Below are 21,115 nucleotides of genomic sequence, written 5' to 3' on the forward strand. Positions count from 1 at the left end.
ACATCCAAGGTCTGAGCCCGTTGCATGATCTGGCCCGTGTCCAGCGCCAGCTCCCACTCACATCCGGTCGCTGCGCGCACGCAGCCGCACCATCATCCCGCTTGCAGCGGACGAGGGCTCAGGCGACGGGACCCTTCTGTAGTGCGGCATGCCAAGCCCTATTGCACATCGGTCCGTCCTCCTGGATCCGCCGGACCTGATCAGGGTCCAGCGAAGCACATCCACTCAGTCGTGCCGTGCCTTACGCAGACCTCATCACGGCACCCTCGATGATCACCCCAGCGGTCACATACTTCCACAGCGCGACGAGAAGTTTGCGGGCCAGCGCCACGATCATCGGCTTCTTCAGGCGCCCGCCGTTGCGCCGGACACGCTCCTGGAACCACTGGCTCAGGGCTGAGGCGGGCTGATGGCGCAGCCACAACCAGGCGAGCTGGATCATGGTGGTGCGCAGGCGTGGGTTGCCGGCCTTCGACACGCCTTGCTCGCGATCAATCGATCCGCTCTTCCAGGGGGTGGGGGCCAGGCCCGCATAGGCCGCCACCTGCCGGCGATTGGCGAAGGTGCGGAACAGGCCCTCCGCCCACAGAACAGCGGCGGCTTCCTGACCGATGCCTTTCAGGGGAAGCAGTCGCCCCGGTGGCACGGCGCCGGCCTCCTCATGGGCAGAGGCAAGCAGCTGGTCCCGCTCGGCTTCCACCGCCTTGATCTGTTCCAGCAGCAGCTCCAGCCGATCGAGTTCGCGGCTGATCTGGGTCTTCAGGTGCACTGGCAGCGGCCGGCCATCACCGGTCGTGAGCGCCTCGAGCCGTGTTCTGCGGTCGCGGTGCAGGGGCTCATAGTCGCCGATCCCCTGCGCGAACAGCAGGCCCTTGATCCGGTTGACGTGCTGAACGCGCTCGGCCGTGAGCGTCTTGCGCTCGCGGCTGATGCGGCGCCGATCCTCCTGCTCAGGCGTGGGAGCCCGGACCATCGCACACACCCGCGGCTCCCCACGCTTGTAGGCCAGCAGCGTGCGCACCAGGGCCTCGCCGTCGATCTTGTCGGTCTTGGCCCGCCGGCAGCGGCGCGAGACCGCAATCGAGGCGGGATCGACCACATGGCTCTCGATCCCCTCGCTCTCCAGCACGCGATGGATCCAGAACCCATCCAGACCCGCCTCCTGGATGACAATGATCGGAAATAGCTGACCGGTTCGAGTGCGCGCTTTCTCCTGCAACTGAGCAAGCCGCGTCAGCAGGCCGGCCACATCGCCGCCGCGCACGCTGTGCTTGGACATTGTCTCCCCGGCCCCGGGCGACAGGGACGTGATCAGCCAGACCGAACGACTGAGTTCCAGTGAGACGAAGATTGCGCCAAGATGGGTGCGGATAGCGGTTTGCTCAAATCGGGGCTCAACGGACATCGGTTGGTCTCCAGCGTGAGTGGATATCGCAACCTCACTCTGCCAGAGAGTGGACCGCTATCCACCCCCATAGGATCTCTTAGGAGCGAAGCGTCTCGAGGCCCCGGACGATGTCCGGGCACGAGGGCGTCTCCAGTGTTCTCTGGACGATCCTTCGAGACGCCGCTGCGCTGCTCCTCAGGATGAGGGCTGTGGGATAGGAGATGAGCGTTCCGCTTCCATCCTCTCCCCGTCATGGCCGGCCTTGTGCCGGCCATCCCGATTGTTTGACGCGCGGCGCTCTTCGGATCGGGATCACCGGCACGAGGCCGGTGATGACGTGGTGGGTGAGATCACTGTTNCGATTGTTTGACGCGCGGCGCTCTTCGGATCGGGATCACCGGCACGAGGCCGGTGATGACGTGGTGGGTGAGATCACTGTTGTGTTCTCACTTTGTTCTTGACAGGCCGTGCAACCTTAGCTATATCATTGCCCAGATCTGCTCCTGACGAGGGGCGCGCTTCGCGAGGCGTCGCAAGTTGTGGGAGCAGGCACGGTCCTGTCCGCCGGTCACGCAGCCGGCGCCAGGAGGCCCTTGGCAGCCGTGTGCTGGTCCAAGTCTAAACGCCTAAAAGAACCGTGCGCGAAGCGGCCGTCCGGCTCTTCCATCAACACACCAGTAGCGAGCCGGGCTGCCCGACGCGCCACCCTCGAACCCTGACGGCTCGCAGCGCAAGCTGCGGGCCCACAGGTGCTGGCTCTTTGACAGAGACACATCCACCGTCATCCCGGGGCCGCGCAGCGGAACCCGGGACCCAGAACCGCTGATGATGCAGCAGGAGACGCGACGCGGCTCGCCCTGTCTCGAGACGTCGCGGTTCTGGGTTCCCGCCTGCGCGGGAATGACAAGGCGCCGGTGCCGGTGCGATAGCCGGCATCCGACCCGGATGGACCACGGAGCCAAGGCTCGGCCAAACCACATGCCGAGAGAAATCGCCCCGCTCCCATCCGGCTGCCGGTCACAGACGCCCTATCGATGCGCCGGGCAACCACATTCCCGCCGCCCGGGTCCCCTATGATCGCGGGATCGAGGCTCATTCCGCCTTGACCTGAGGCGCGCGATCCACCATGAGGGTTTGCAAGGTTTTTGACCCAACCCTGGCCTTGCGCCGGGGTTTTTTTATGTGAGGCTTGAACGATGGCGAACGTGGTTGTCGTGGGCGCCCAGTGGGGCGACGAAGGCAAGGGCAAGATCGTCGATTGGTTGTCCGAACAGGCGGACGTAGTCGTGCGGTTCCAGGGCGGGCACAATGCCGGCCATACCCTCGTGATCGGCGACAAGGTCTACAAGCTGTCGCTGCTGCCCTCCGGCGTGGTGCGTCCGGGCAAGCTCTCGGTTATCGGCAACGGCGTCGTGCTCGATCCGCATGCGCTGGCGAGCGAGGTGGAGCGGCTTGGCGAGCAGGGCGTCTCGATCACCCGCGACAACCTTCGCGTCGCCGAGAACGCCACGCTGATTCTCTCCATCCACCGCGAACTCGATGCGCTGCGCGAAAGCGGCAGCGCCGGCACGAAGATCGGCACCACCAAGCGCGGCATCGGTCCAGCCTACGAGGACAAGGTCGGCCGCCGCGCCATCCGCCTCATGGACCTCGCCGATCTCTCGACCCTGCCGGAGAAGATCGAGCGGCTGCTCACCCATCACAATGCGCTCCGCCGCGGGTTCGGCCTCGATGAGTTCGGCGCGGACACGATCTACGAGGAGCTCGCCTCCGTCGCGCCGAAGGTGCTGCCCTACATGGATGCGGTATGGCGCCTGCTCGACGACGAGCGCCGGGCCGGCAAGCGCATCCTGTTCGAGGGCGCGCAGGGCGCGCTGCTCGATGTGGATCACGGCACCTATCCCTTCGTCACCTCGTCCAACACGGTGGCCGGACAGGCGGCGACCGGCTCGGGCCTCGGCCCGGGCGGTGTCGGATACGTGCTCGGGATCGCCAAGGCCTATACGACCCGCGTGGGCGAGGGGCCGTTCCCGACCGAGCTGTTCGACGAGACCGGCGAGCTGATCGGCCAGAAGGGCAAGGAGTTCGGCGTGGTGACGGGCCGCAAGCGCCGCTGCGGCTGGTTCGATGCCACGCTCGTTCGCCAGACGGTGCGCACCTCCGGCATCGACGGCATCGCGCTCACCAAGCTCGACATCCTCGACGGTTTCGAGACGATCAAGATCGGCGTCGGCTACAAGCTCGATGGCGAGACGATCGACTACTTCCCCGCCAGCCAGGGCGCTCAGGCGCGCGTCGAGCCGATCTATGAAGAGATCGAGGGCTGGAGCGGGTCGACCGCAGGGGCGCGCTCCTGGGCCGACCTGCCGGCCCAGGCCATCAAATATGTCCGCCGCATCGAGGAACTGATCGGGGCGCCCGTCGCCGTGCTCTCCACCTCGCCGGAGCGTGACGACACAATCCTGATGAAGAACCCCTTTGAGGGTTGACGACGGAGCCACGGCGGGTCATTCCCAAAGCGAAATGGCAGATTATTACCCTCTCATCGCCCGAGCCGTCGAAGGCTTGCCCGAGCAGACCCCCGATAAGCGGCGCGCCGTCTACGAGCGCGCCCGCACGGCTCTGATCGGGCAGCTGCGCTCCCTCAATCCGCCGCTCTCCGAGGCGGAGATCCAGCAGGAGGGCCGATCCCTCGACGAGGCCATCACCCGCGTCGAGGCGGATTACGCTGCACCTCCGGCCGGCTTCGATGCCGACGCATTCTCGAACATGCTGGTGGACGATCAGCCGGCCTCATCAGGCTCACGGGGCGCAGGCTCGGTCCACGGCCTGCGCGCGCCGGCTCCCCGGGCCTCCGCGGAGACGGCAGCCGAAGAGACCTATCCCGAGCCCGCGGTGGCGCGCCCCAAGGTCGACAGCCGTCCCCATCCGGCCATGCAGAGCAAGGGACGGACGCGGACCATCATCTTCGGATCGGTGCTGGCGCTCGTGATCGCTGCCATCGCGGCCTTCGCGTTCCTGTGGCGCGACAGGCCCGAGGACCTCACTCCCGAAGCTCCTGTCGCCGAGGCGCCGCAGCCGTCGGCTCCGCCCGCCGATGCCAAGATCAACGAGCGCGTCGGCGGTCAGGCTCCTCCCGCGACCGCTCCCGTCACGGCGCCCCGCCAGGAGGCGGGCGCGGTGCAGCGCGCGGTCTTCTACGAGGAGGACCCGACCAATCCGCAGGCGCCCAAGGCGCTGGTCGGGCGCGTCACGTGGCGTCTCGAAGACGTGAATCCCGGTCAGGGCCAGCCGCTCGAGAAAGCAGTCAACGCGCTGATCGAGGTGCCTGACGCCGGACTGACCATGCGCATGGTGCTGAGGCGCAACCTCGACACGACGCTGCCCGCTTCGCACACGGTCGAACTCACCTTCACCACCCGTCAGGGTGACGCCAATCGCGTCATCCGGGATGTGGGATTGCTGCAGTTCAAGGACGAGGAAGCCGCCCGTGGAACCCCCGTGGCCGGGCTGCCTGTGCCGGTGCGCGAGAACCTGTTCCTGATCGGCCTTTCGAATCTGCAAGTCGATGTGGCGCGCAACACCCAGCTGTTCGTGCGCCGCAACTGGATCGACCTGCCGGTCCGGATGGCCTCCGGCCAACGGGCGATCCTGAGCTTCGAGAAGGGCGGCTCCGGCACCCAGATCCTCAACGATGCCTTCAATCAGTGGCAATAGGCCGTCCCATCGCGACAGCAAAAAAGCCGCGCATCCAGCGCGGCTTTTTTAATGGTACCGAGATCGGCCGGGCTTAAGCGTCGGCCGACGAAGTCTCGATCTGGGTCAGGTTCTTCTTGACCGCTTCCTGGATCTTCTCGAATGCCCGGACCTCGATCTGACGGACCCGTTCGCGGGACACGCCGAACTCGGTGGAGAGTTCCTCGAGGGTGATCGGATCGTCCGAGAGACGGCGCGCCTCGAAGATGCGGCGCTCGCGCGGATTGAGCACGGAGAGCGCCGAGCGCAGAGCGGACAGCCGGTTCTGGCCTTCCTCCTCTTCGACGAGCACCTGCTCCTGGCTCTGGCCGTTGTCGACCAGCCAGTCCTGCCATTCGCCGCCGCCTTCGCCTTCATCGCGCAAAGGCGCATTGAGGGAAGCGTCGCCGCCGAGACGGCGGTTCATATCCACCACGTCCTGCTCGGTCACGCCGAGCTGCGTGGCGATCTGCTTCACGTGCTCGGGACGGAGATCGCCTTCCTCGAACGCGGAGATGCGGCCCTTCGCCTTGCGCAGGTTGAAGAACAGTTTCTTCTGGTTCGCCGTGGTCCCCATCTTCACGAGGGACCAGGATCGCAGAATGTACTCTTGAATGGCCGCCTTGATCCACCACATGGCATATGTGGCGAGACGGAAGCCCTTATCGGGTTCGAAGCGTTTGACGGCCTGCATGAGGCCGACATTGCCTTCCGACACGACCTCGCCGATCGGCAGACCGTAGCCGCGATAGCCCATGGCGATCTTGGCGACGAGGCGCAGATGTGATGTCACGAGCTTATGGGCCGCTTCGCGATCTCCATGCTCGCGCCAACGTTTGGCGAGCATGTATTCCTCATGCGGCTCAAGCATGGGGAAGCGACGGATTTCGTCGAGATAGCGCGAAAGGCCCCCTTCATTGGCAAGCACCGGAAGCGCTGTAGCCATCTTTTCTCCTCCTTTGGCTCCCTCACCACGAGGCAAGCCTGGGGCGGCCCCCTCCATGGCCGGCCACCCTTCCCCCTATATAAGCGGTTTCACCGTGTCAGAATAGAGGCGTCAGGCTTCAAGACGTGGTGAACGCTCCAGGCTCGCAAGGGTGCCAGCGTGACCTGATTTTGCGACGGATTGACGCTAAATCTCCGTTCGCAAGGCTTGGAGAAGCCCGGCCATATCCGGGGGCAGGGGGCTCTCGAAGCGCAGGAATTCCCCGCTGCGCGGATGCTCGAAGCCGAGGATCGCGGCATGCAGGGTCTGCCGGCCAAGGGCGCGCAACGCCTCCTTCTGCGGCTCCGAGAGCCGGTTCGCCTTGGTCTTGAAGCCGGAGCCATAGGTCGCGTCTCCGAGAAGCGGATGGCCGAGATGGGCCATGTGGACCCGGATCTGATGGGTGCGCCCCGTCTCCAGCTCGCATCGAACCAGGCTCGCAATGGGTTGCGCCGGCGGCAGGCCTTCCAGAACCTCGTAATGGGTGATCGCATAGCGGCCGCGGTCCTCGCCCACTACGACGATCTTCTCGCGGTTGTGCGTGCTGCGGGCAAGCGCCGCCTCCACGGTTCCCCGGCGCCGTTCCGGCACGCCCCAGAGGATCGCCAGATAGGCACGCTCCAGGGGGCCGGTCCGGCCATGGTCGGCGAATTGCGCCGCCAGCGCCTGGTGGGCGAGATCGTTCTTGGCGACCACCAGGAGACCCGACGTGTCCTTGTCGAGGCGGTGGACGATGCCGGGCCGCTTCACGCCGCCGATCCCCGACAGGCTCTCCCCGCAATGGGCGATGAGGGCGTTCACCAACGTGCCGGAATCGTGACCCGCGGCCGGATGCACCACGAGACCCGCCGGCTTGTCGATGACGATCACGTCGGCGTCCTCGTATACGATGGTGAGATCGATCGCCTCGCCGGCCGGCTCGGCCGGAACGGCCGGCGGTACCGTCAGGGCGATCCGGGCGCCGCCGCCGACCTTCCGGTTAGGGTCGAGCACCAGCGCGCCGTCGACCGCAACCTGTCCGTCGCGAATGAGCGCCTGCAGTCGGCTTCGCGACAGATCGACCTGAAGGCGCGCCAATACCCGGTCCAGCCGTTCGGCCGGCATATCGTCTTCCAAGAGCCATTCCTGGCGCGTCGCTTCGTTCACCGCATCCTCGTTTTACCTGGGCCGTTCGCTTTTTTCAGCAAAAGGACTTGAAGGGATTCCGAAGGGTGGTTATACGAGCGGCCTCCACCTTGCTAGCTCCCTTCGTCTAGCGGTCTAGGACGTCGCCCTCTCACGGCGAAAACAGGGGTTCGAGTCCCCTAGGGAGCGCCAAAGGTAAGCTGTTGAAATCGCTGCGTTTTAGCTTCTGAGAACCCTGTGGCTACACAGGATTCTACACATGCCGCGATACCTCTGGCAGAGAGCCTCAGGCTACGTTTTTCAAATCACCCCACCTCAACGATTCCTTGACCGTTTCAGTGCTACACCCTTCCGGATCAAACTTGGCCGTATACCTGCGGCCGAGGCACGGCGTCGTGCCTGCATCCTTGCAGGCTATGCCGTTACCAGAATGGAGAGTAGGGACGTGTCGAGGGAATTGGTGTCCCGGGGACTAGCCGCCGTAGCTGCGCAGCTTGAGGCCCTTCGCCGGGAGGAGTGGGGGGCGGGTCTCAAGAGTTTGACTGCCAACACCCAATGGCGTGAGGAGGCCGAGCACGGATCAGGTGATCCGGAGATCATCCAGATCTTCAAGGCCGCTGAGGCTAAGCACATAGCGCATCGCGATGCCATCCGTTCCGCCCGTGCCCGCCTCGACATCATTGGAGCCGAGATCAGGAAAGACGGTGAGGAATGGCACCAAGAGCGTGCAATATATGATCGAACAGTTGACCGCCTTGCGACCCTGAAAGGCAAAGTTGCAGAGGACTTGCCTCTCCTCAGTGTCTGTGCCGCCGAGATCATCAAGACCAAGAGTGACGCTCTTGGAGAGGGGTCGGGATATATCGCGCGGCTCCAGCGTGCCGTTCGAACCTTCGTTGCAATCATCGGTGACAAGGCTGTCGACGCCTATGTTCCCAGCGATCTCCAAACCTTCACAGCAGTCCTTGGACGCCTCCCTTCAACTTGGAATACGGACAAGCGGCTCCGAGACTTGCAGCCGTTGGACATCATCGAGAGGGCCAAATCGATCCGTGACCTGAAGCCCATTTCGAAGACAACTGTATCAGAATACTTGGCTGAATTCCGCCATGTCTGGAAAGTGATCCGGGCGACGTATCCGGATCATGTACGCGCGCTTGGACACGAAGATGTGCCCATCACATTGCCCCGCTCGGCGGCCCGCCCGGTCACGCGCGAGGGGCTTGACGTTGAAAAGCTCAATATCTTTCTCGCCCGGGCAGCAAGGGAAAGGCGCCCTGATGATCGCTTCATTCCTTTGCTTGGGGTGCTGACAGGTGCGCGCTTGGGAGAGCTCGTGGGCCTTCAAGTTGCGGATGTGCAGCCATTCCAGTCTCACTGGACTCTCAGTCTCGTCGAGGACATTGAGGGCGAGGATGGGGAGGTTGAGGAACGACAGATCAAGAATGACGGTAGCCGGCGCGTGATAGCACTTCCTGACGCGATTCTCGGCACTGGCTTCCTCGAGTGGGTTGCTGGCCTTCGTTCCGGTACCTTGTGGCCGCAGCTATCGCGTGCCGTACGACCCCATGCAACAGCCTCGAAGCGCATGGCACGTACCATGAAGGAGCTTGGGATCCACGAAGCGCGCGGCCAAACGTTTCACAGCCTTCGGCATGGCTGCAAGGACTGGCTCAGGTCGCAAAAAGTGGACCTTCGAACGATCGACATCCAACTTGGACATGCTCACAAGGATGTCGGTGCCACATATGGCTCCAAGTCTCTTCGTGTCGACGAGATCCGAACTCTTGCCACAGTGCCCCTGCCAGAAGGTCTTGACCTCTCACCATACTACGCACCGTTCTCGCCAATGCCTGCCAGGAAGATAGGTCGTCCCCGGAAGGCATCTGCAATTGGAACCTAGTGCCGTTCCTGAACAACGGGTGGGCTGGTCCTGAACCGTACTACCGTCCTCCGCGGGAACAGGATTCCAAGTCCTGTGCGGAAGGTCAGGGTTACGCCTGATCCACAATGAAACCCCTTCACTGCCCTCGAAGCCCAGGTCGCACAGACCCTGAGCATAGTGAGGGCTCTTCACTACTTAACGGGCTGACTGATGAGACTGGTTGAACTTTTCTGCGGCGCAGGTGGGATGTCGCTGGGCTTCAAGCGCGCGGGATTCGCTATCATAAGAGGCTACGACTATTGGCAGCCCGCACTCGATATCCACGAAGCAAACCTGGGATCCCTGCTTCGCAAGGTGAACGGGTACAAGAAGGCTCGTCAAGCCAACCTAGGGCGGTTTGACGGAGAATCCCCAGAACTCGGAGACATTCTCTCCATCATCCCAGAAATCTTGGAGTTGGCTCCGGACGTCATCGTCGGTGGCCCTCCCTGCCAGCCGTGGTCCTCGGCAGGGCAGCGGAAAGGGGAAGAAGACGAGCGTGCCAAGCTCACTGATGCGTTTGCCTACATTGTGGCATTGGTGAAGCCCAGGTACTTCGTCATGGAGAACGTGCAGGGTCTCAGGCGTTACGGCATCTTCAACCGCATCACGGCAATCCTTCGAAACGCCGGATATGGATTGACGGAGAGGGTCTTGGACGCATCGTACTATGGCGTCGGCCAATCGCGTAAAAGGCTGATCCTGGCGGGATGTCTCGGCGAAGCAGATGGCTGGCTCCTTGATCATCTCGACGCAGCAAAATCTCCCAAGCAGATGACCGTTGCCGATGTCCTCGGCCCGGATTTCGGCCGAGTCTATTTTCGCCGTGGTCACAACGAGGGAGAGCGACGTTCGCTGTGGTCCTCGGCTGAGCCAGCACCATCGATCACTTCCACGTTCAGGCGCAGTACTGGCGATGCCGGATATGCGCTGAGGGAAGCAGATATCCGTGTGCTGGATACGCTTGATGAGACAGCGCTTCAGGAAACCTGTCGTCTCTTTTGGCTTATGCCAGGCGGGATGAGCAGCGCCGGAACGCGGCGAGCGGATCAGCCTGCTCCAACGATCTCACATGGAGTCCGCGAGCGTCCTGGGGCAAGCTACCGGCCGAAGGCCAATGACGTCATTGATTTGGACAAGCTACCGATTCCGACCTTTGAGCAGCTCTCACTCATTGGAGGCTTTCCTTCAAAGTGGGACTGGTCGCCTGGCAAGTCGGAGTCGAACAAAATGCAGGCTTTGGCAAACGCCGTTCCTCCGCCGCTCGCCGAGGCAATTGGGAAATGCATCATGGCTCATTCCAAAGGCGAGCGGCCGGCCGTGATCGATATGAAAGTACCGAAACCCTTCGTGACTTGGCTCCGGAGGAACAAGCCGATGGACGAGGATCGGCGGAAACAGGTTCTCTCGGAGTTCAAGGCTGTTCAGCAGCTTGTAGGGCAGCGTACGTTCCTAGACGTCGACGCGGCACTGTCGTTCCTTGAAACGGTCCCCGAGTTCAAGGTTTTGGGTACGACAAGGAAGTCGAATCTCCGCGGTGCATTGCGTCTTTACGCGGAGTGCGATGCGGATCCCAATAGGTAGCGCAAGTCATGCCGTGACAGACCCTGTGTGACAGGCCGGAGCGCACCAACCCATTGACGGGACACTAATTATTCGGATGTGTCCCGTTTTCCCATATCAATAGGAATAACTCATCTCAGGCGCAGGGCTTGACCCTCGCGCGGTTCGGCATTCCCCTCAAAGAGAGCCCTGCTCCAAGCAATCATTGGCGACGGGTCGTAGTGAAGGATCGTCATGGTTGGCATAGGCCAGTGAGGGGGACGCCGTGAGTATCAACCTGGAAGCCTTCGAGTGGCTCCGGAAACGCACTTATGCGCATGCAAGGACATGCGGCGAATCTGGTCGTGAAAAGAATGCGCTAGAGGCTTGGTGTAACCAGCAACTCCAGGCTTGGCTCGCAAAGCATCCAGAAAGGGAGGAGATAGAACCCTCCCACGTCGCCGCAACAGCGCGCAGCGTGGCTCAGTATGTATCGAAGAACTACAAGCCGCATCGAGCGCCGCCGAAGTCGACGCGGGACCAGCGATTAACCGAACAGCGATTATCGACATGGGCTGCCGACGAGGTTCGAAGGGAGGGGAAGCGACCGACGACCCGCCGCGTTGCTAGTGCTATGGGGGTATCGAAAAGCAAGGCCGGGCGTCTTCTCGCCCGGGAAGACGTTGCTCCAGTCCGGGATCGGCGGAAGGCACCTCTCCGTTCTGTGGCTCTTCAGGTTCTCAAGACCCTGGAGGCGATGCTGCCTCGGGAATCAAGTACTGTGGTCAGCTTGGACGATCTCGCTGGCCGGATCTGGCCCAGGTCAACCAATGAAGCAACTGGCCGGCAGCACCGGAAGCGCATCAGGGATGCGTTGTCCGAGATCGAGACGGCTCGTTTAGGATTCAACATCGTCCCGTCCTCCACGCTCGCTGCCGTTCAACGGGGACGCCGCTGGAAGCCTGGGCAGGCGAACGCAGCGCTCGCTGCGGCGGAGGCAGCGCCAGGCCTCTTGTACCCGATCGATGCGCTTCCAGAGCGTCCAGTTGGAGGCTCGTTCTGGGCCTCACCTGAAATCCAAGACGTCATGATGATGCTCCGGATTGCGGCACAGGAGCGCCTGCCGTTTCACCCTCTCGCACGCTTCATCCATGCCCATAGGCTGGTGATTGATCCTCAGCCATTGCTGGATATCGCGTGGCGCTTCTCTCAGCCCGAGTATTCCCGGGACGGGATGCTGGAGCAGATGCGCCGCAAGGCTTCGCATCTCATCGATCCGCGATGGAATGATGGGCGGCGTTATCTGTACGGGCCTCTACATAGGCTAGTGAACAGCATTCACTTGCTTACAGAGGATGGGTACTGGGGAAGGCCGGCACCAGATGCCTTGGACACGGCCCTGCGCGTCACGCATTACCTGGATCATGTCGATGAGAGTGCCCGGACCCGGATCGACATGCTCCGAGCGATTATTGAAGCGCTTTGGGAAAACGACGACAGGATGGATCCCAAGGCTGCCGTAGTGGCGTGCAGACAGCTAGCCTTGGCTGAGGAGGCTGGGCAGTGGACGCCTGCTGATGGCCACCTTCTCAGGCCCGAACCAACGTTTGCGAAGGCGCTCGAAGTGCAAGATGACATCCCGTTCTGAGGGATGTGACACACCATGCCATGATAACTCGCTGAAAGGTAATCATATTTAGGATCGTGTCCCGATTTCCCATATCAATAGATAGATGATGGTGATGAGGAAGAGGCCCTTCCCACTCCCTCAGCGCGTGTTCCGAGGGAGCGAGATCAGCGGTCAGCGTCGAATGGATTGACAGGCTGAAGGCGGAGTTCTTTAATCGGTGCATGGGGGCTGCGATCCCCTCACGAGGCGCCAGGCCCAAGAATCGCGTCCAGCTCTCCTTCAGCAAGGACGCGTCATCATGCCGTCAATCAACGCCATTTCCATCGACAAGCTCGCCCGCCTGATCGGCACGCCCAAGTGCCCGGTCCTCATCGATGTCCAGACCGACGAGGACTTCGCCGCCGACCCGCGCCTGATCGCGGGTGCCGTTCGCCGCCCGTGGTCCCAGGCCTCCGAGTGGGCCAAGGAGTTCACGGGTCGCTCCGTCATCGTCATCTGCCAGAAGGGGCTGAAGATCAGCCAGGGTGTCGCCGCCTGGCTCCGGCACGAGGGCATTCCGGCCGATTCACTCGAGGGCGGTGCCCTTGCATGGGCGCAGGCCGGCCTCCCGATGGTGCCGGAGGCCGTGCTGCCGCCCCGCGATGCCCAGGGACGCACCGTCTGGGTGACGCGGGCCCGCCCCAAGGTCGACCGGATCGCCTGTCCCTGGCTGATCCGCCGCTTCGTCGACCCGCAGGCCGTGTTCCTGTTCGTCGCCCCATCCGAGGTCCCGACCGTGGCCCAGCGCTTCGGGGCCGCCGCGTTCGACATCGAGGGCGATGACGTGTTCTGGAGCCATCGCGGCGAGAAATGCACCTTCGACACCATGGTCGAGGAGTTCGGCCTCGCGACGGAACCGCTCCTGCGGCTCGCCGCCATCGTGCGCGGCGCCGACACGGCCCGGCCCGATCTGGTGCCTGAGGCCTCGGGCCTGCTGGCGGCCTCGCTCGGGCTGTCGCGCATGTACGCCGACGACCTCGAGCAGCTCGAGGCCGGGATGGCACTGTACGACGCCTTCTACCGTTGGTGCCGGGATGCCACCGACGAGACCCACAACTGGCCTGTGAGAAAGCCCGGAGCCTGACATGACGGACACAGCGACGATCGCGAAGGCGCACGGAGGCACCGTGAAAGCATCCCATGGCGTGAGCCTCGCCGAAGCTTTCCGGGTCTGGGCACGCGTCGCGATGCTCAGCTTCGGCGGCCCCGCCGGCCAGATCGCGGTCATGCACCGGATCATTGTCGAGGAGAAGCGCTGGATCGGCGAGAACCGTTTCCTGCACGCCCTGAACTACTGCATGCTCCTGCCCGGCCCCGAGGCGCAGCAGCTTGCCACCTACATCGGCTGGCTCATGCACCGCACCCTCGGCGGCCTCATCGCCGGCGTGCTGTTCGTCGTGCCGGGCGTGATCTCGATCATGGCGCTCAGCATCGTCTACGCCCTGTTCGGCAAGGTCGGCATCGTCTCGGCCCTGTTCTTCGGCCTCAAGGCCGCGGTGCTCGCTGTCGTGCTCCAGGCGGTGGTGCGGATCGGGTCGAAGTCCCTCAAGAACCGGATCATGGTCGGCCTCGCGGCGGCCGCCTTCGTCGCGATCTTCTTCCTCGGCGTGCCGTTCCCGGTCATCGTCCTCACGGCCGGCATCATCGGGTTCTTCGGCGGACGGGCCGGGATCCCGGCCTTCCAGGTCGGGGGCGGGCACGGCGCCGCCAAGGACGGCAAGCAGGTTGCGGATGCCGATGCCTTGCTGGGCGAGGAGCTGCCCGAGCACGCCCGCCCGACAGTCGCCCGGGCCCTGTGGGTCTCCGCGGTCTGCCTTGCCCTGTGGCTGGTGCCCGTCGCGCTGCTGCTGGTGACGCTCGGCCCCGACAACGTGTTCAGCCGGATTGCCACCTTCTTCTCGACCATGGCGGTCGTGACCTTCGGCGGCGCCTACGCGGTCCTGGCTTACGTCGCCCAGCAGGCGGTCGAGAACTACCACTGGCTCCAGCCCGGCGAGATGCTCGACGGCCTCGGCATGGCCGAGACCACGCCAGGTCCGCTGATCATGGTGCTCCAGTTCGTCGGCTTCATGGGCGCGTTCCGCGATCCCGGTTTGCTGTCGCCGCTCACCGCAGGGGTGCTCGGGGGACTGCTCGCCACCTGGGTGACCTTCGTGCCGTGCTTCCTGTTCATCTTCCTGGGCGCCCCGTTCATCGAGGCGCTGAGGGGCAACCAGGCCTTGCACGGCGCCCTGTCCGCCATCACGGCGGCCGTGGTCGGCGTGGTGTTGAACCTCGCGGTCTGGTTCGCGATCCACACGGTGTTCCGTGAGACGTGGCCCGTCCGGAGCCTCGGCCTGTCCTTCGATGCCCCCGTGCTTGCGAGCGTCGATCCCTGGGCGCTGCTGCTCTCGGCGGCGGCGGTGATCGCCATGTTCCGGTTCAAGGCCGGCATGATCCCGACGCTTGCCGCCTGCTCGGCCGCGGGCATCGTTCTCTACCTGCTCGGGGTGATCGCATGAGGCCAGGAACGGAACTCCCTATCCTCGTCATTGCGATGATGCTTCTGCCGGGCTGGGCTCTGGCGCAGGGAAGGGACGCTGCCGACGCGTACCATCGGATGAAGGGGCGCGAGATCGCTTCCCGCTTCATCGGCATGGAGCTGACCGACGAAATTCATTGGGCCTACGTCTTCGAGAAGGGCGGCCACCTGAAGTCCGTGGCGATGGGAAAGGCGGGCACGGGAACCTGGAAGGTGGACAAGGACGAGCTGTGCCTGAACCGACCGCCCGACGAGCCGCGCTGCTACGAGGTCTGGAACTCCGGCACGAAGGTTCAGCTCCGGTACGAGCCGGCCCTGCCCGAGGAGGGAATCCTTCAGAAGCCGCAGAAGCGGCAGTGAGAGCCTGCCGGGGCACCAGCCGCCCAGGAGCGGGAGAAACGGGGGCGACACAGGGAGAGTATGATGCGGATCCTGACCAGTGTTGCGGTTCTTGGACTACTTGTCGGCACGCCTGCGCTGGGTGCCGAGGAATGGCAGCAGGCCATCGCCAGCGGCCTCGGCAAGCAGGGCGCAGAGATGCCCGGCGGCGTGTACCGCGTGGGCCTGCCGCGGACCGACCTCGAGGTCACCCTTGATGGCGTGGGGATCAAGCCGGCCCTGGCCCTCGGCTCGTGGCTCGCGTTCAAGCCGATGGGCAACGAGGTGATGGTCATGGGCGATCTCGTCCTGACCCAGGAGGAGATCAACCCGGTGCTGGCCCGCCTGGAGCAGGGCGGGGTGGAGATCACGGCGCTCCACAATCACCTCCTGCGCGCCTCGCCGGCCACGATGTACATGCACGTCCACGGCCACGGTGATCCGGGCAAGCTGGCCACGACCCTGCGGGAGGCGCTCAACGCGAGCAAGACGCCGTTCGGGGCCGAGACCGCAGGCATCTCGCCGCAGGCGGCCGCGCAGGCGACGACGACCGCGTCGACCGGATCGGCACCGGACCTCGATACGGCCGCCATCGATCAGGCGCTCGGACGCAAGGGCAAGATGAACGGGGGCGTGTATCAGGTGAGCGTGCCCCGGGCGGAGGCGGTCAAGGACAGCGGCATGGAGGTGCCGGAGGCGATGGGCTCGGCCATCGCCATCAACTTCCAGCCGACCGGATCCGGCAAGGCCGCGATCACGGGGGACTTCGTGCTCACGGCGGACGAGGTGAACCCGGTCATCAAGGCCCTGCAATCGAATAGCATCGAGGTGACGGCGCTCCACAACCACATGCTCAACGACGAGCCGCGCCTGTTCTTCATGCACTTCTGGGCCAACGACGATGCGCAGAAGCTGGCCAAGGGGCTGCGGGCCGCGCTTGACCAGGTGAAGGTGGCCAAGGGGTGAGCGGCATCGCGCCGGGGACCATGCTCCGGAAGCCCGGGGATGCGGAGCCGGGAGCAGGCGGCAGGACCGTTCCCGGGACAGGCTCCCGAATCCTGCCCCGCAAGGGACTCCCGCCCGACATCAGGCGGGTTCTCGTGGCGCGGTCGCTGCGGGCGTTCGGCGACGGCTACGTTGCGATCCTACTGCCCGTGCATCTCTCGCGGCTCGGCTACGATGCCTTCGGGGTCGGCCTGATCTCGACCGCGTCATTGCTCGGCTCGGCCCTGTTGACGCTCGCCCTCGGGATGGTGGCCTACCGCGTCCAGCGGCGCCGGGCCCTGCTGGCCGCGGGCCTCCTGATGGCGGCGACCGGGCTCGGGTTCGCCGGGATCGAGGCTTTCTGGCCGCTGCTCGTGATCGCCTTTGTCGGCACGCTCAATCCGTCCGGCGGCGACGTCAGCGTCTTCCTGCCCCTCGAGCACACCGTCCTTTCGCATGTCGTCGCCGACGAGAACCGGACGGCGGCGTTCGCCCGCTACAGTTTCGTCGGGGCCTTCTTCGGCGCCTTGGGAGCACTCTCGGTGGGTTCCGTCGATTGGGTTGCTCCGGTCGTTGCGCCATCGACCATGGTGACCGCCTTGTTCGGCCTGTACGGCGGCATCGGGCTGCTCACGTTCCTGCTCTACCGCCACCTTTCACCTCAGGTCGAGGCGGGCACCGACAACCCGCCGGCGCCGCTGGGTCCCTCGCGCGGGATCGTCTACCGCTTGGCGGCCCTGTTCTCGGTCGACGCCTTCGGCGGCGGGCTGGTCATCAACGCGTTGCTCACGATCTGGCTCAGCGAGCGGTTCGGCATCGGCGTCGCCACCATCGGGGCGATCTTCTTCGTCACCAGCCTGTGCTCCGCCGTGTCGTATTTCGCGGCGGTGCCGCTGGCCAAGCGGTTCGGGCTGATCAACACCATGGTGTTCACCCACCTGCCGTCGAGCGTCTTCCTGGTGCTGACCGCCTTCGCGCCGACGATCTGGATGGCGTTCGGGCTCCTGATCCTGCGCAGCCTGCTGTCCCAGATGGATGTCCCGACCCGGTCCTCCTACGTCATGGCGGTAGTCACGCCGGAGGAGCGGCCGGCGGCCGCGAGCGTGACGGCCGTGCCCCGGAGCCTGGCCTCAGCCGTTGCCCCGCTCCTGTCCGGCTGGCTGCTGACGGTGTCACCCTTCGGCTGGCCGCTCGTGCTCGCCGGCACCCTGAAGGCGGCGTACGACCTGACGCTGCTATGGCAGTTCTCGGCCATCAAGCCGCCGGAGGAACGCTGATGAGCGTGTTGACCACACGGTTGTTGCTGGCGGCAGACCTCGTCGTGGCCGCACTGGCCGTCGCCTGGGTGCTCGGCATGGCCTACGTGCTTACCGACTGAGCGTTCCGGCGCTTCCCTCAGCGGGTGGGGCGGGGGGGTGCCGGCGCCTCGGGGATCATCGGCGGGTCGAAGGTCAGGGCCCTTGCCCTCTCCTCGTCGGTCGGAACGAGGCCGATCAGCCGCCCGAACCCGGTCGGATCGATCTCGTACTCGGCAGGGAGGACGAGCAGGATCAGGATCGCGGCGGCGGACGCGGCGGCAAGGGCAACCGAGCCGGCCAGCTTGCGGGCTGACGGCAGAGGATGGCGACGGCTGACCGCATCCGTCATGACAGGGCCGTCGCCGGGGCTGCGAGGTCGATGACGCCCTGCACCAGCATGATCGCGCCGAGCACCCCCACGAGGCCGGCCGAGGCCAGCGGCAGGCGCCGCAACAGTCGGTCCGACAGGTTGATCCGCTTGGAGGCGTGATGCACGCCCCAGGCGGCCGCGACGCCGATGGACACCATTGTGATCGCCAGCCCCAGGCTGAAGGCGGCCACCGTCGCGGCGCCGAGGGTGAACTGGCCGAGCTGAAGGCAGATCAGCAGCACGGTGATCGAGGCCGGGCAGGGGATCAGGCCACCGGTGATGCCGAACAGCGCGATCTGGGCCGTGGTGACGTTGCCGCCGTTGGCTGCAAGCTGGCGGGCGATCTGCTCGGCGTGCTCACGCTCGTGGGCGTCCTCGTCGTGCTCGGCATGATCGTGATTGTGCTCATGCCCATGATCGTGCTCGGCAAAGGTCACCTTGTAGGTGTGGGCGTGGTCGCCGTGCGCCAGACGGAGCCGGGCCGTGAACTCATGCGGCTCAGGGATCTCGCCTGCGGATTCGAGGTAGCCGTCCCGCTCGACGAACCGGAACCGCTCGCCCGAGCCGTCCTCGCGCTCGGTCGTGACCAGCACGTCCTCGGCCTTCCATGGGTTGCCACTCACGGCGCGCAGCCGCCAGCGGGGCGGCACGCCGTCCTCGAAGATCGAGAGCTCCACGACGCCATGGCCCGTGTCGATGGTCCTCACCTCGTCATGATGATGGTGACTGTCGTGATCATGGTGCCCATGGCCATGGTGATGGTGCCCATGAGGGTGACGGCGGAACCAGCCCAGGCTCTGGCCCGTGCGCCAGAGCATCCAGGCGGCGATGCCGAGGATGATCACGCCCGAGGCGATCAGCAGCCAGGCCTCGAAATGCGAGTTCAGGATTTCCTTGCCGAGCGACAGGCCGAGCATGGCCACGATCCAGACGATCAGCGAGTGGGAGAGGGCGGCACAGACGCCGAGCAGGATGGCCTGCCCGATGGTGCCGCGGATGGCCACGATGTAGGCGGCCATCATGGTCTTGGAGTGGCCGGGTTCCAGCCCATGCAGGGCACCGAGCAGGACGGCAAAGGGAAGGTACAGCCAGCCGTTGCCCCCGGACTGAAGGATTTGGGCAATATCGGGCATCGGGGTCTCAAAGGTACTTGGTCAGGGTCTTGAACTCGGCGAGCGCGGCCTTCGTCCCGCGGCCGTTCTGGCCGGCGACATCCTCCAGGCAGTGGTCGATGTGGTCCTGGATCAGCTCGCGCTTGGCGTTGGAAATCGCCTTCTCCACCGCATGGAGCTGCTGGGCGAGATCGACGCAGGGGCGGCCCACCTCGATCATCTGGATGACGGAGGCGAGGTGGCCGTGGGCCCGCTTGAGGCGGGCGATGATGTCGGGATGGCTTGCATGGATCATGCGGATGTCCTATCCCCCTGGAGGGGATAAGGCAAGCGGGTTGCTGCTTGGCAGGCCTTCGCCGCGTTCCAAGGTCGCGGCCCCGCACATTCAATCCGGTCAGGGATCACCCATGCTCGACGTTCTCGCCAACCGCACCTATCGCCACCTGTTCGCGGCCCAGGTCATCGCGCTCGCCGGCACCGGCCTGCTGACGGTCGCGCTCGGCCTGCTGGCCTTCGAGCTCGCCGGGGCGGACGCGGGCGTGGTTCTCGGCACCGCGCTGGCCATCAAGATGGTCGCCTATGTCGGCGTGGCGCCCGTCGTCGGTGCCTTCGCCAACCAGCTCCCGCGCCGCGCCTTCCTGGTGTCCATGGATCTCGTACGCGCGGCGATCGCGCTGCTGCTGCCGTTCATCACCGAGGTCTGGCAGATCTACGTCCTGATCTTCCTGCTGCAATCGGCCTCGGCGGCGTTCACGCCGACCTTCCAGGCCACCATCCCCGACGTCCTGCCGGAGGAGAGGGACTACACCCGGGCGCTCTCTCTTTCCCGATTGGCCTATGACATGGAGAGCCTGCTCAGCCCGGCGCTGGCGGCTGCCCTTCTGACAGTGATCAGCTTTCACTGGCTGTTCGGCGGCACGGTGGTCGGATTCCTGTGCTCGGCCGCTCTCGTCCTTTCCGTCCGGCTGCCGCAGCCGGCCCGGTCCGAGCGGAAAGGCGGGATCTACGACAAGACCACGCGCGGATTGCGCATCTATCTCAAGACGCCCCGCCTGCGCGGCCTTCTCGCCCTCAACCTCTCCGTCGCGGCGGCGGGGGCCATGGTGATCGTCAACACCGTCGTCATCGTCCGCGGCGTACTGGGGCTGCCGGAGAACGACGTCGCGGTGGCGCTCGGCTGCTTCGGCGGCGGCTCGATGGTGGCGGCGCTCCTGCTGCCGCGCCTGCTCGACAAGATGCCCGATCGATCGGTGATGCTGCCGGCCGCTGGCCTGCTCGGGGCGGTGCTCGTCATCTTCGCCGCGGCGACTTGGCGCGGCGGGATCGATTGGATCGACCTGCTCGTCATCTGGACCGTGCTCGGGATCGGCTACTCGGCCACGCAGACTCCGACCGGACGCCTTTTGCGCCGTTCGGCCCAAGCCGAGGATCGCCCGGCTCTCTTCGCGGCGCAGTTCGCGCTCTCGCATGCCTGCTGGCTCCTGACCTATCCACTGGCCGGCTGGCTCGGACGCGAGGTCGGCATTCCCGTAACCCTGGGGGCGCTCGGCTTGGTGACCCTGGTCGGCTTCATCCTAGCGGCTTGGCTCTGGCCTGCGGACGATCCCGAGGAGATCGCCCATGCCCATCCCGACCTGCCACCGGACCATCCGCACCTGCGGGAACATCGGGGCCACGGCCACGCCCATGCGTTCACGATCGACGACCTTCACCGCCGCTGGCCGTCATCGCGGTGAGCCATGGTGGCGCATGGCATAAGGGCTGCTTGGTCGTCGGCCATCGGAGGCCTCCTCGTTGACCGGGCGCATGGCATCGGCGATCTCCGCCGCCGTCGCGTCCGGGTACCGATCCATGACCCGTCTGAGGGTGTTCGTGAGACCCGCCTCCCGCTCCATGCCTTCGGCAAGGATGCGCTTGAGGTCGTCGTGTCGGTCGGTCATGTCACGGCTTCTCCCCTGGTTGGACGATTTCTCCAGCCGGGCGTGCATGGCCCGTTAAGCGCGGATCGCAGGATAATCCATGTTGCCGCCGAGCGGGAATCACTTCGCGGCGAGGCAGCGGATGGAGAGAGACACGTCGCCTGTC

At 64.9% G+C, this 21,115-nt stretch carries 18 protein-coding genes and 1 tRNA gene; 12 read left to right on the forward strand and 7 right to left on the reverse strand.

The window, feature by feature from the left end:
• Positions 1-241 precede the first annotated feature (241 nt).
• Positions 242-1,405 carry an IS110 family RNA-guided transposase gene (locus DDF70_RS09375; protein ID WP_114944612.1) on the reverse strand — a complete coding sequence of 388 codons (1,164 nt, stop codon included), beginning with the start codon at positions 1,403-1,405 and terminating at the stop codon, positions 242-244.
• Between the two features lie 1,178 nt (positions 1,406-2,583).
• On the opposite strand from DDF70_RS09375, the gene DDF70_RS09380 reads away from it, so the two are divergent.
• On the forward strand, positions 2,584-3,876 hold the full coding sequence (locus DDF70_RS09380; RefSeq protein ID WP_114944613.1) for an adenylosuccinate synthase: 1,293 nt from the start codon (positions 2,584-2,586) through the stop codon (positions 3,874-3,876).
• 34 nt (positions 3,877-3,910) lie between these two features.
• Positions 3,911-5,104, forward strand: a complete 1,194-nt coding sequence (locus DDF70_RS09385; protein WP_114944614.1) for a histidine kinase — start codon at positions 3,911-3,913, stop codon at positions 5,102-5,104.
• A gap of 73 nt (positions 5,105-5,177) precedes the next feature.
• Here DDF70_RS09385 and rpoH read toward each other — a convergent pair whose 3' ends face one another.
• A complete protein-coding gene (rpoH, locus tag DDF70_RS09390; protein ID WP_114944615.1) occupies positions 5,178-6,068 on the reverse strand; it encodes an RNA polymerase sigma factor RpoH in 891 nt (296 codons plus the stop codon).
• Positions 6,069-6,254: 186 nt separating this feature from the next.
• Positions 6,255-7,211 (reverse strand): RluA family pseudouridine synthase, encoded by a 957-nt coding sequence (locus tag DDF70_RS09395; protein WP_114944736.1) that lies wholly within the window; start codon positions 7,209-7,211, stop codon positions 6,255-6,257.
• Positions 7,212-7,348: 137 nt separating this feature from the next.
• Between DDF70_RS09395 and DDF70_RS09400 the strand changes: the two genes are divergently transcribed.
• The 9 genes from DDF70_RS09400 to DDF70_RS09440 all read left to right on the forward strand — a co-directional run bounded on the left by DDF70_RS09400 (position 7,349) and on the right by DDF70_RS09440 (position 17,527).
• A tRNA-Glu gene (locus DDF70_RS09400) sits at positions 7,349-7,424 on the forward strand.
• Between the two features lie 67 nt (positions 7,425-7,491).
• Positions 7,492-9,135 carry a tyrosine-type recombinase/integrase gene (locus DDF70_RS09405; protein WP_114944616.1) on the forward strand — a complete coding sequence of 548 codons (1,644 nt, stop codon included), beginning with the start codon at positions 7,492-7,494 and terminating at the stop codon, positions 9,133-9,135.
• A gap of 192 nt (positions 9,136-9,327) precedes the next feature.
• A complete protein-coding gene (locus DDF70_RS09410; protein ID WP_114944617.1) occupies positions 9,328-10,740 on the forward strand; it encodes a DNA cytosine methyltransferase in 1,413 nt (470 codons plus the stop codon).
• 244 nt (positions 10,741-10,984) lie between these two features.
• Positions 10,985-12,346 (forward strand): hypothetical protein, encoded by a 1,362-nt coding sequence (locus DDF70_RS09415; RefSeq protein ID WP_162820311.1) that lies wholly within the window; start codon positions 10,985-10,987, stop codon positions 12,344-12,346.
• Positions 12,347-12,626: 280 nt separating this feature from the next.
• On the forward strand, positions 12,627-13,451 hold the full coding sequence (locus DDF70_RS09420) for a chromate resistance protein ChrB domain-containing protein (RefSeq protein WP_114944619.1): 825 nt from the start codon (positions 12,627-12,629) through the stop codon (positions 13,449-13,451).
• Position 13,452: 1 nt separating this feature from the next.
• The gene (gene chrA / locus DDF70_RS09425) at positions 13,453-14,868 is read left to right on the forward strand and encodes a chromate efflux transporter (RefSeq protein ID WP_114944620.1); all 1,416 of its coding nucleotides are present in this window, start codon (positions 13,453-13,455) and stop codon (positions 14,866-14,868) included.
• A complete protein-coding gene (locus tag DDF70_RS09430) occupies positions 14,865-15,248 on the forward strand; it encodes a hypothetical protein (RefSeq protein WP_162820312.1) in 384 nt (127 codons plus the stop codon). Before chrA ends, DDF70_RS09430 begins: the two co-directional genes overlap by 4 nt.
• A 63-nt stretch (positions 15,249-15,311) precedes the next feature.
• Entirely contained in the window at positions 15,312-16,232 is a 921-nt protein-coding gene (locus DDF70_RS09435) for a DUF1259 domain-containing protein (protein ID WP_425374066.1), read from the forward strand.
• Positions 16,229-17,527, forward strand: a complete 1,299-nt coding sequence (locus DDF70_RS09440; RefSeq protein ID WP_245435428.1) for an MFS transporter — start codon at positions 16,229-16,231, stop codon at positions 17,525-17,527. Before DDF70_RS09435 ends, DDF70_RS09440 begins: the two co-directional genes overlap by 4 nt.
• 118 nt (positions 17,528-17,645) lie before the next feature.
• On the opposite strand, the gene DDF70_RS09445 is transcribed toward DDF70_RS09440, so the two are convergent.
• The 3 genes from DDF70_RS09445 to DDF70_RS09455 are packed head-to-tail and all read right to left on the reverse strand — an operon-like array spanning position 17,646 to position 19,325.
• Complete coding sequence (locus DDF70_RS09445; RefSeq protein WP_114944623.1) at positions 17,646-17,897, reverse strand: hypothetical protein; 252 nt, start codon at positions 17,895-17,897, stop codon at positions 17,646-17,648.
• On the reverse strand, positions 17,894-19,051 hold the full coding sequence (locus DDF70_RS09450) for a HoxN/HupN/NixA family nickel/cobalt transporter (protein ID WP_114944624.1): 1,158 nt from the start codon (positions 19,049-19,051) through the stop codon (positions 17,894-17,896). The genes DDF70_RS09445 and DDF70_RS09450 overlap by 4 nt, the downstream gene beginning before the upstream one ends.
• A gap of 7 nt (positions 19,052-19,058) precedes the next feature.
• Positions 19,059-19,325 carry a metal-sensing transcriptional repressor gene (locus DDF70_RS09455; protein ID WP_114944625.1) on the reverse strand — a complete coding sequence of 89 codons (267 nt, stop codon included), beginning with the start codon at positions 19,323-19,325 and terminating at the stop codon, positions 19,059-19,061.
• Between the two features lie 112 nt (positions 19,326-19,437).
• Between DDF70_RS09455 and DDF70_RS09460 the strand changes: the two genes are divergently transcribed.
• The gene (locus DDF70_RS09460) at positions 19,438-20,766 is read left to right on the forward strand and encodes an MFS transporter (protein ID WP_114944626.1); all 1,329 of its coding nucleotides are present in this window, start codon (positions 19,438-19,440) and stop codon (positions 20,764-20,766) included.
• Here the strand turns inward: DDF70_RS09460 and DDF70_RS09465 are convergent.
• Complete coding sequence (locus DDF70_RS09465) at positions 20,755-20,970, reverse strand: hypothetical protein (RefSeq protein WP_114944627.1); 216 nt, start codon at positions 20,968-20,970, stop codon at positions 20,755-20,757. The two genes, DDF70_RS09460 and DDF70_RS09465, sit on opposite strands and share 12 nt — an antisense overlap.
• Between the last annotated feature and the right edge of the window lie 145 nt (positions 20,971-21,115).

Origin of the sequence: Microvirga calopogonii (genome assembly GCF_003347665.1) — a bacterium.
GTDB lineage: Bacteria > Pseudomonadota > Alphaproteobacteria > Rhizobiales > Beijerinckiaceae > Microvirga > Microvirga calopogonii.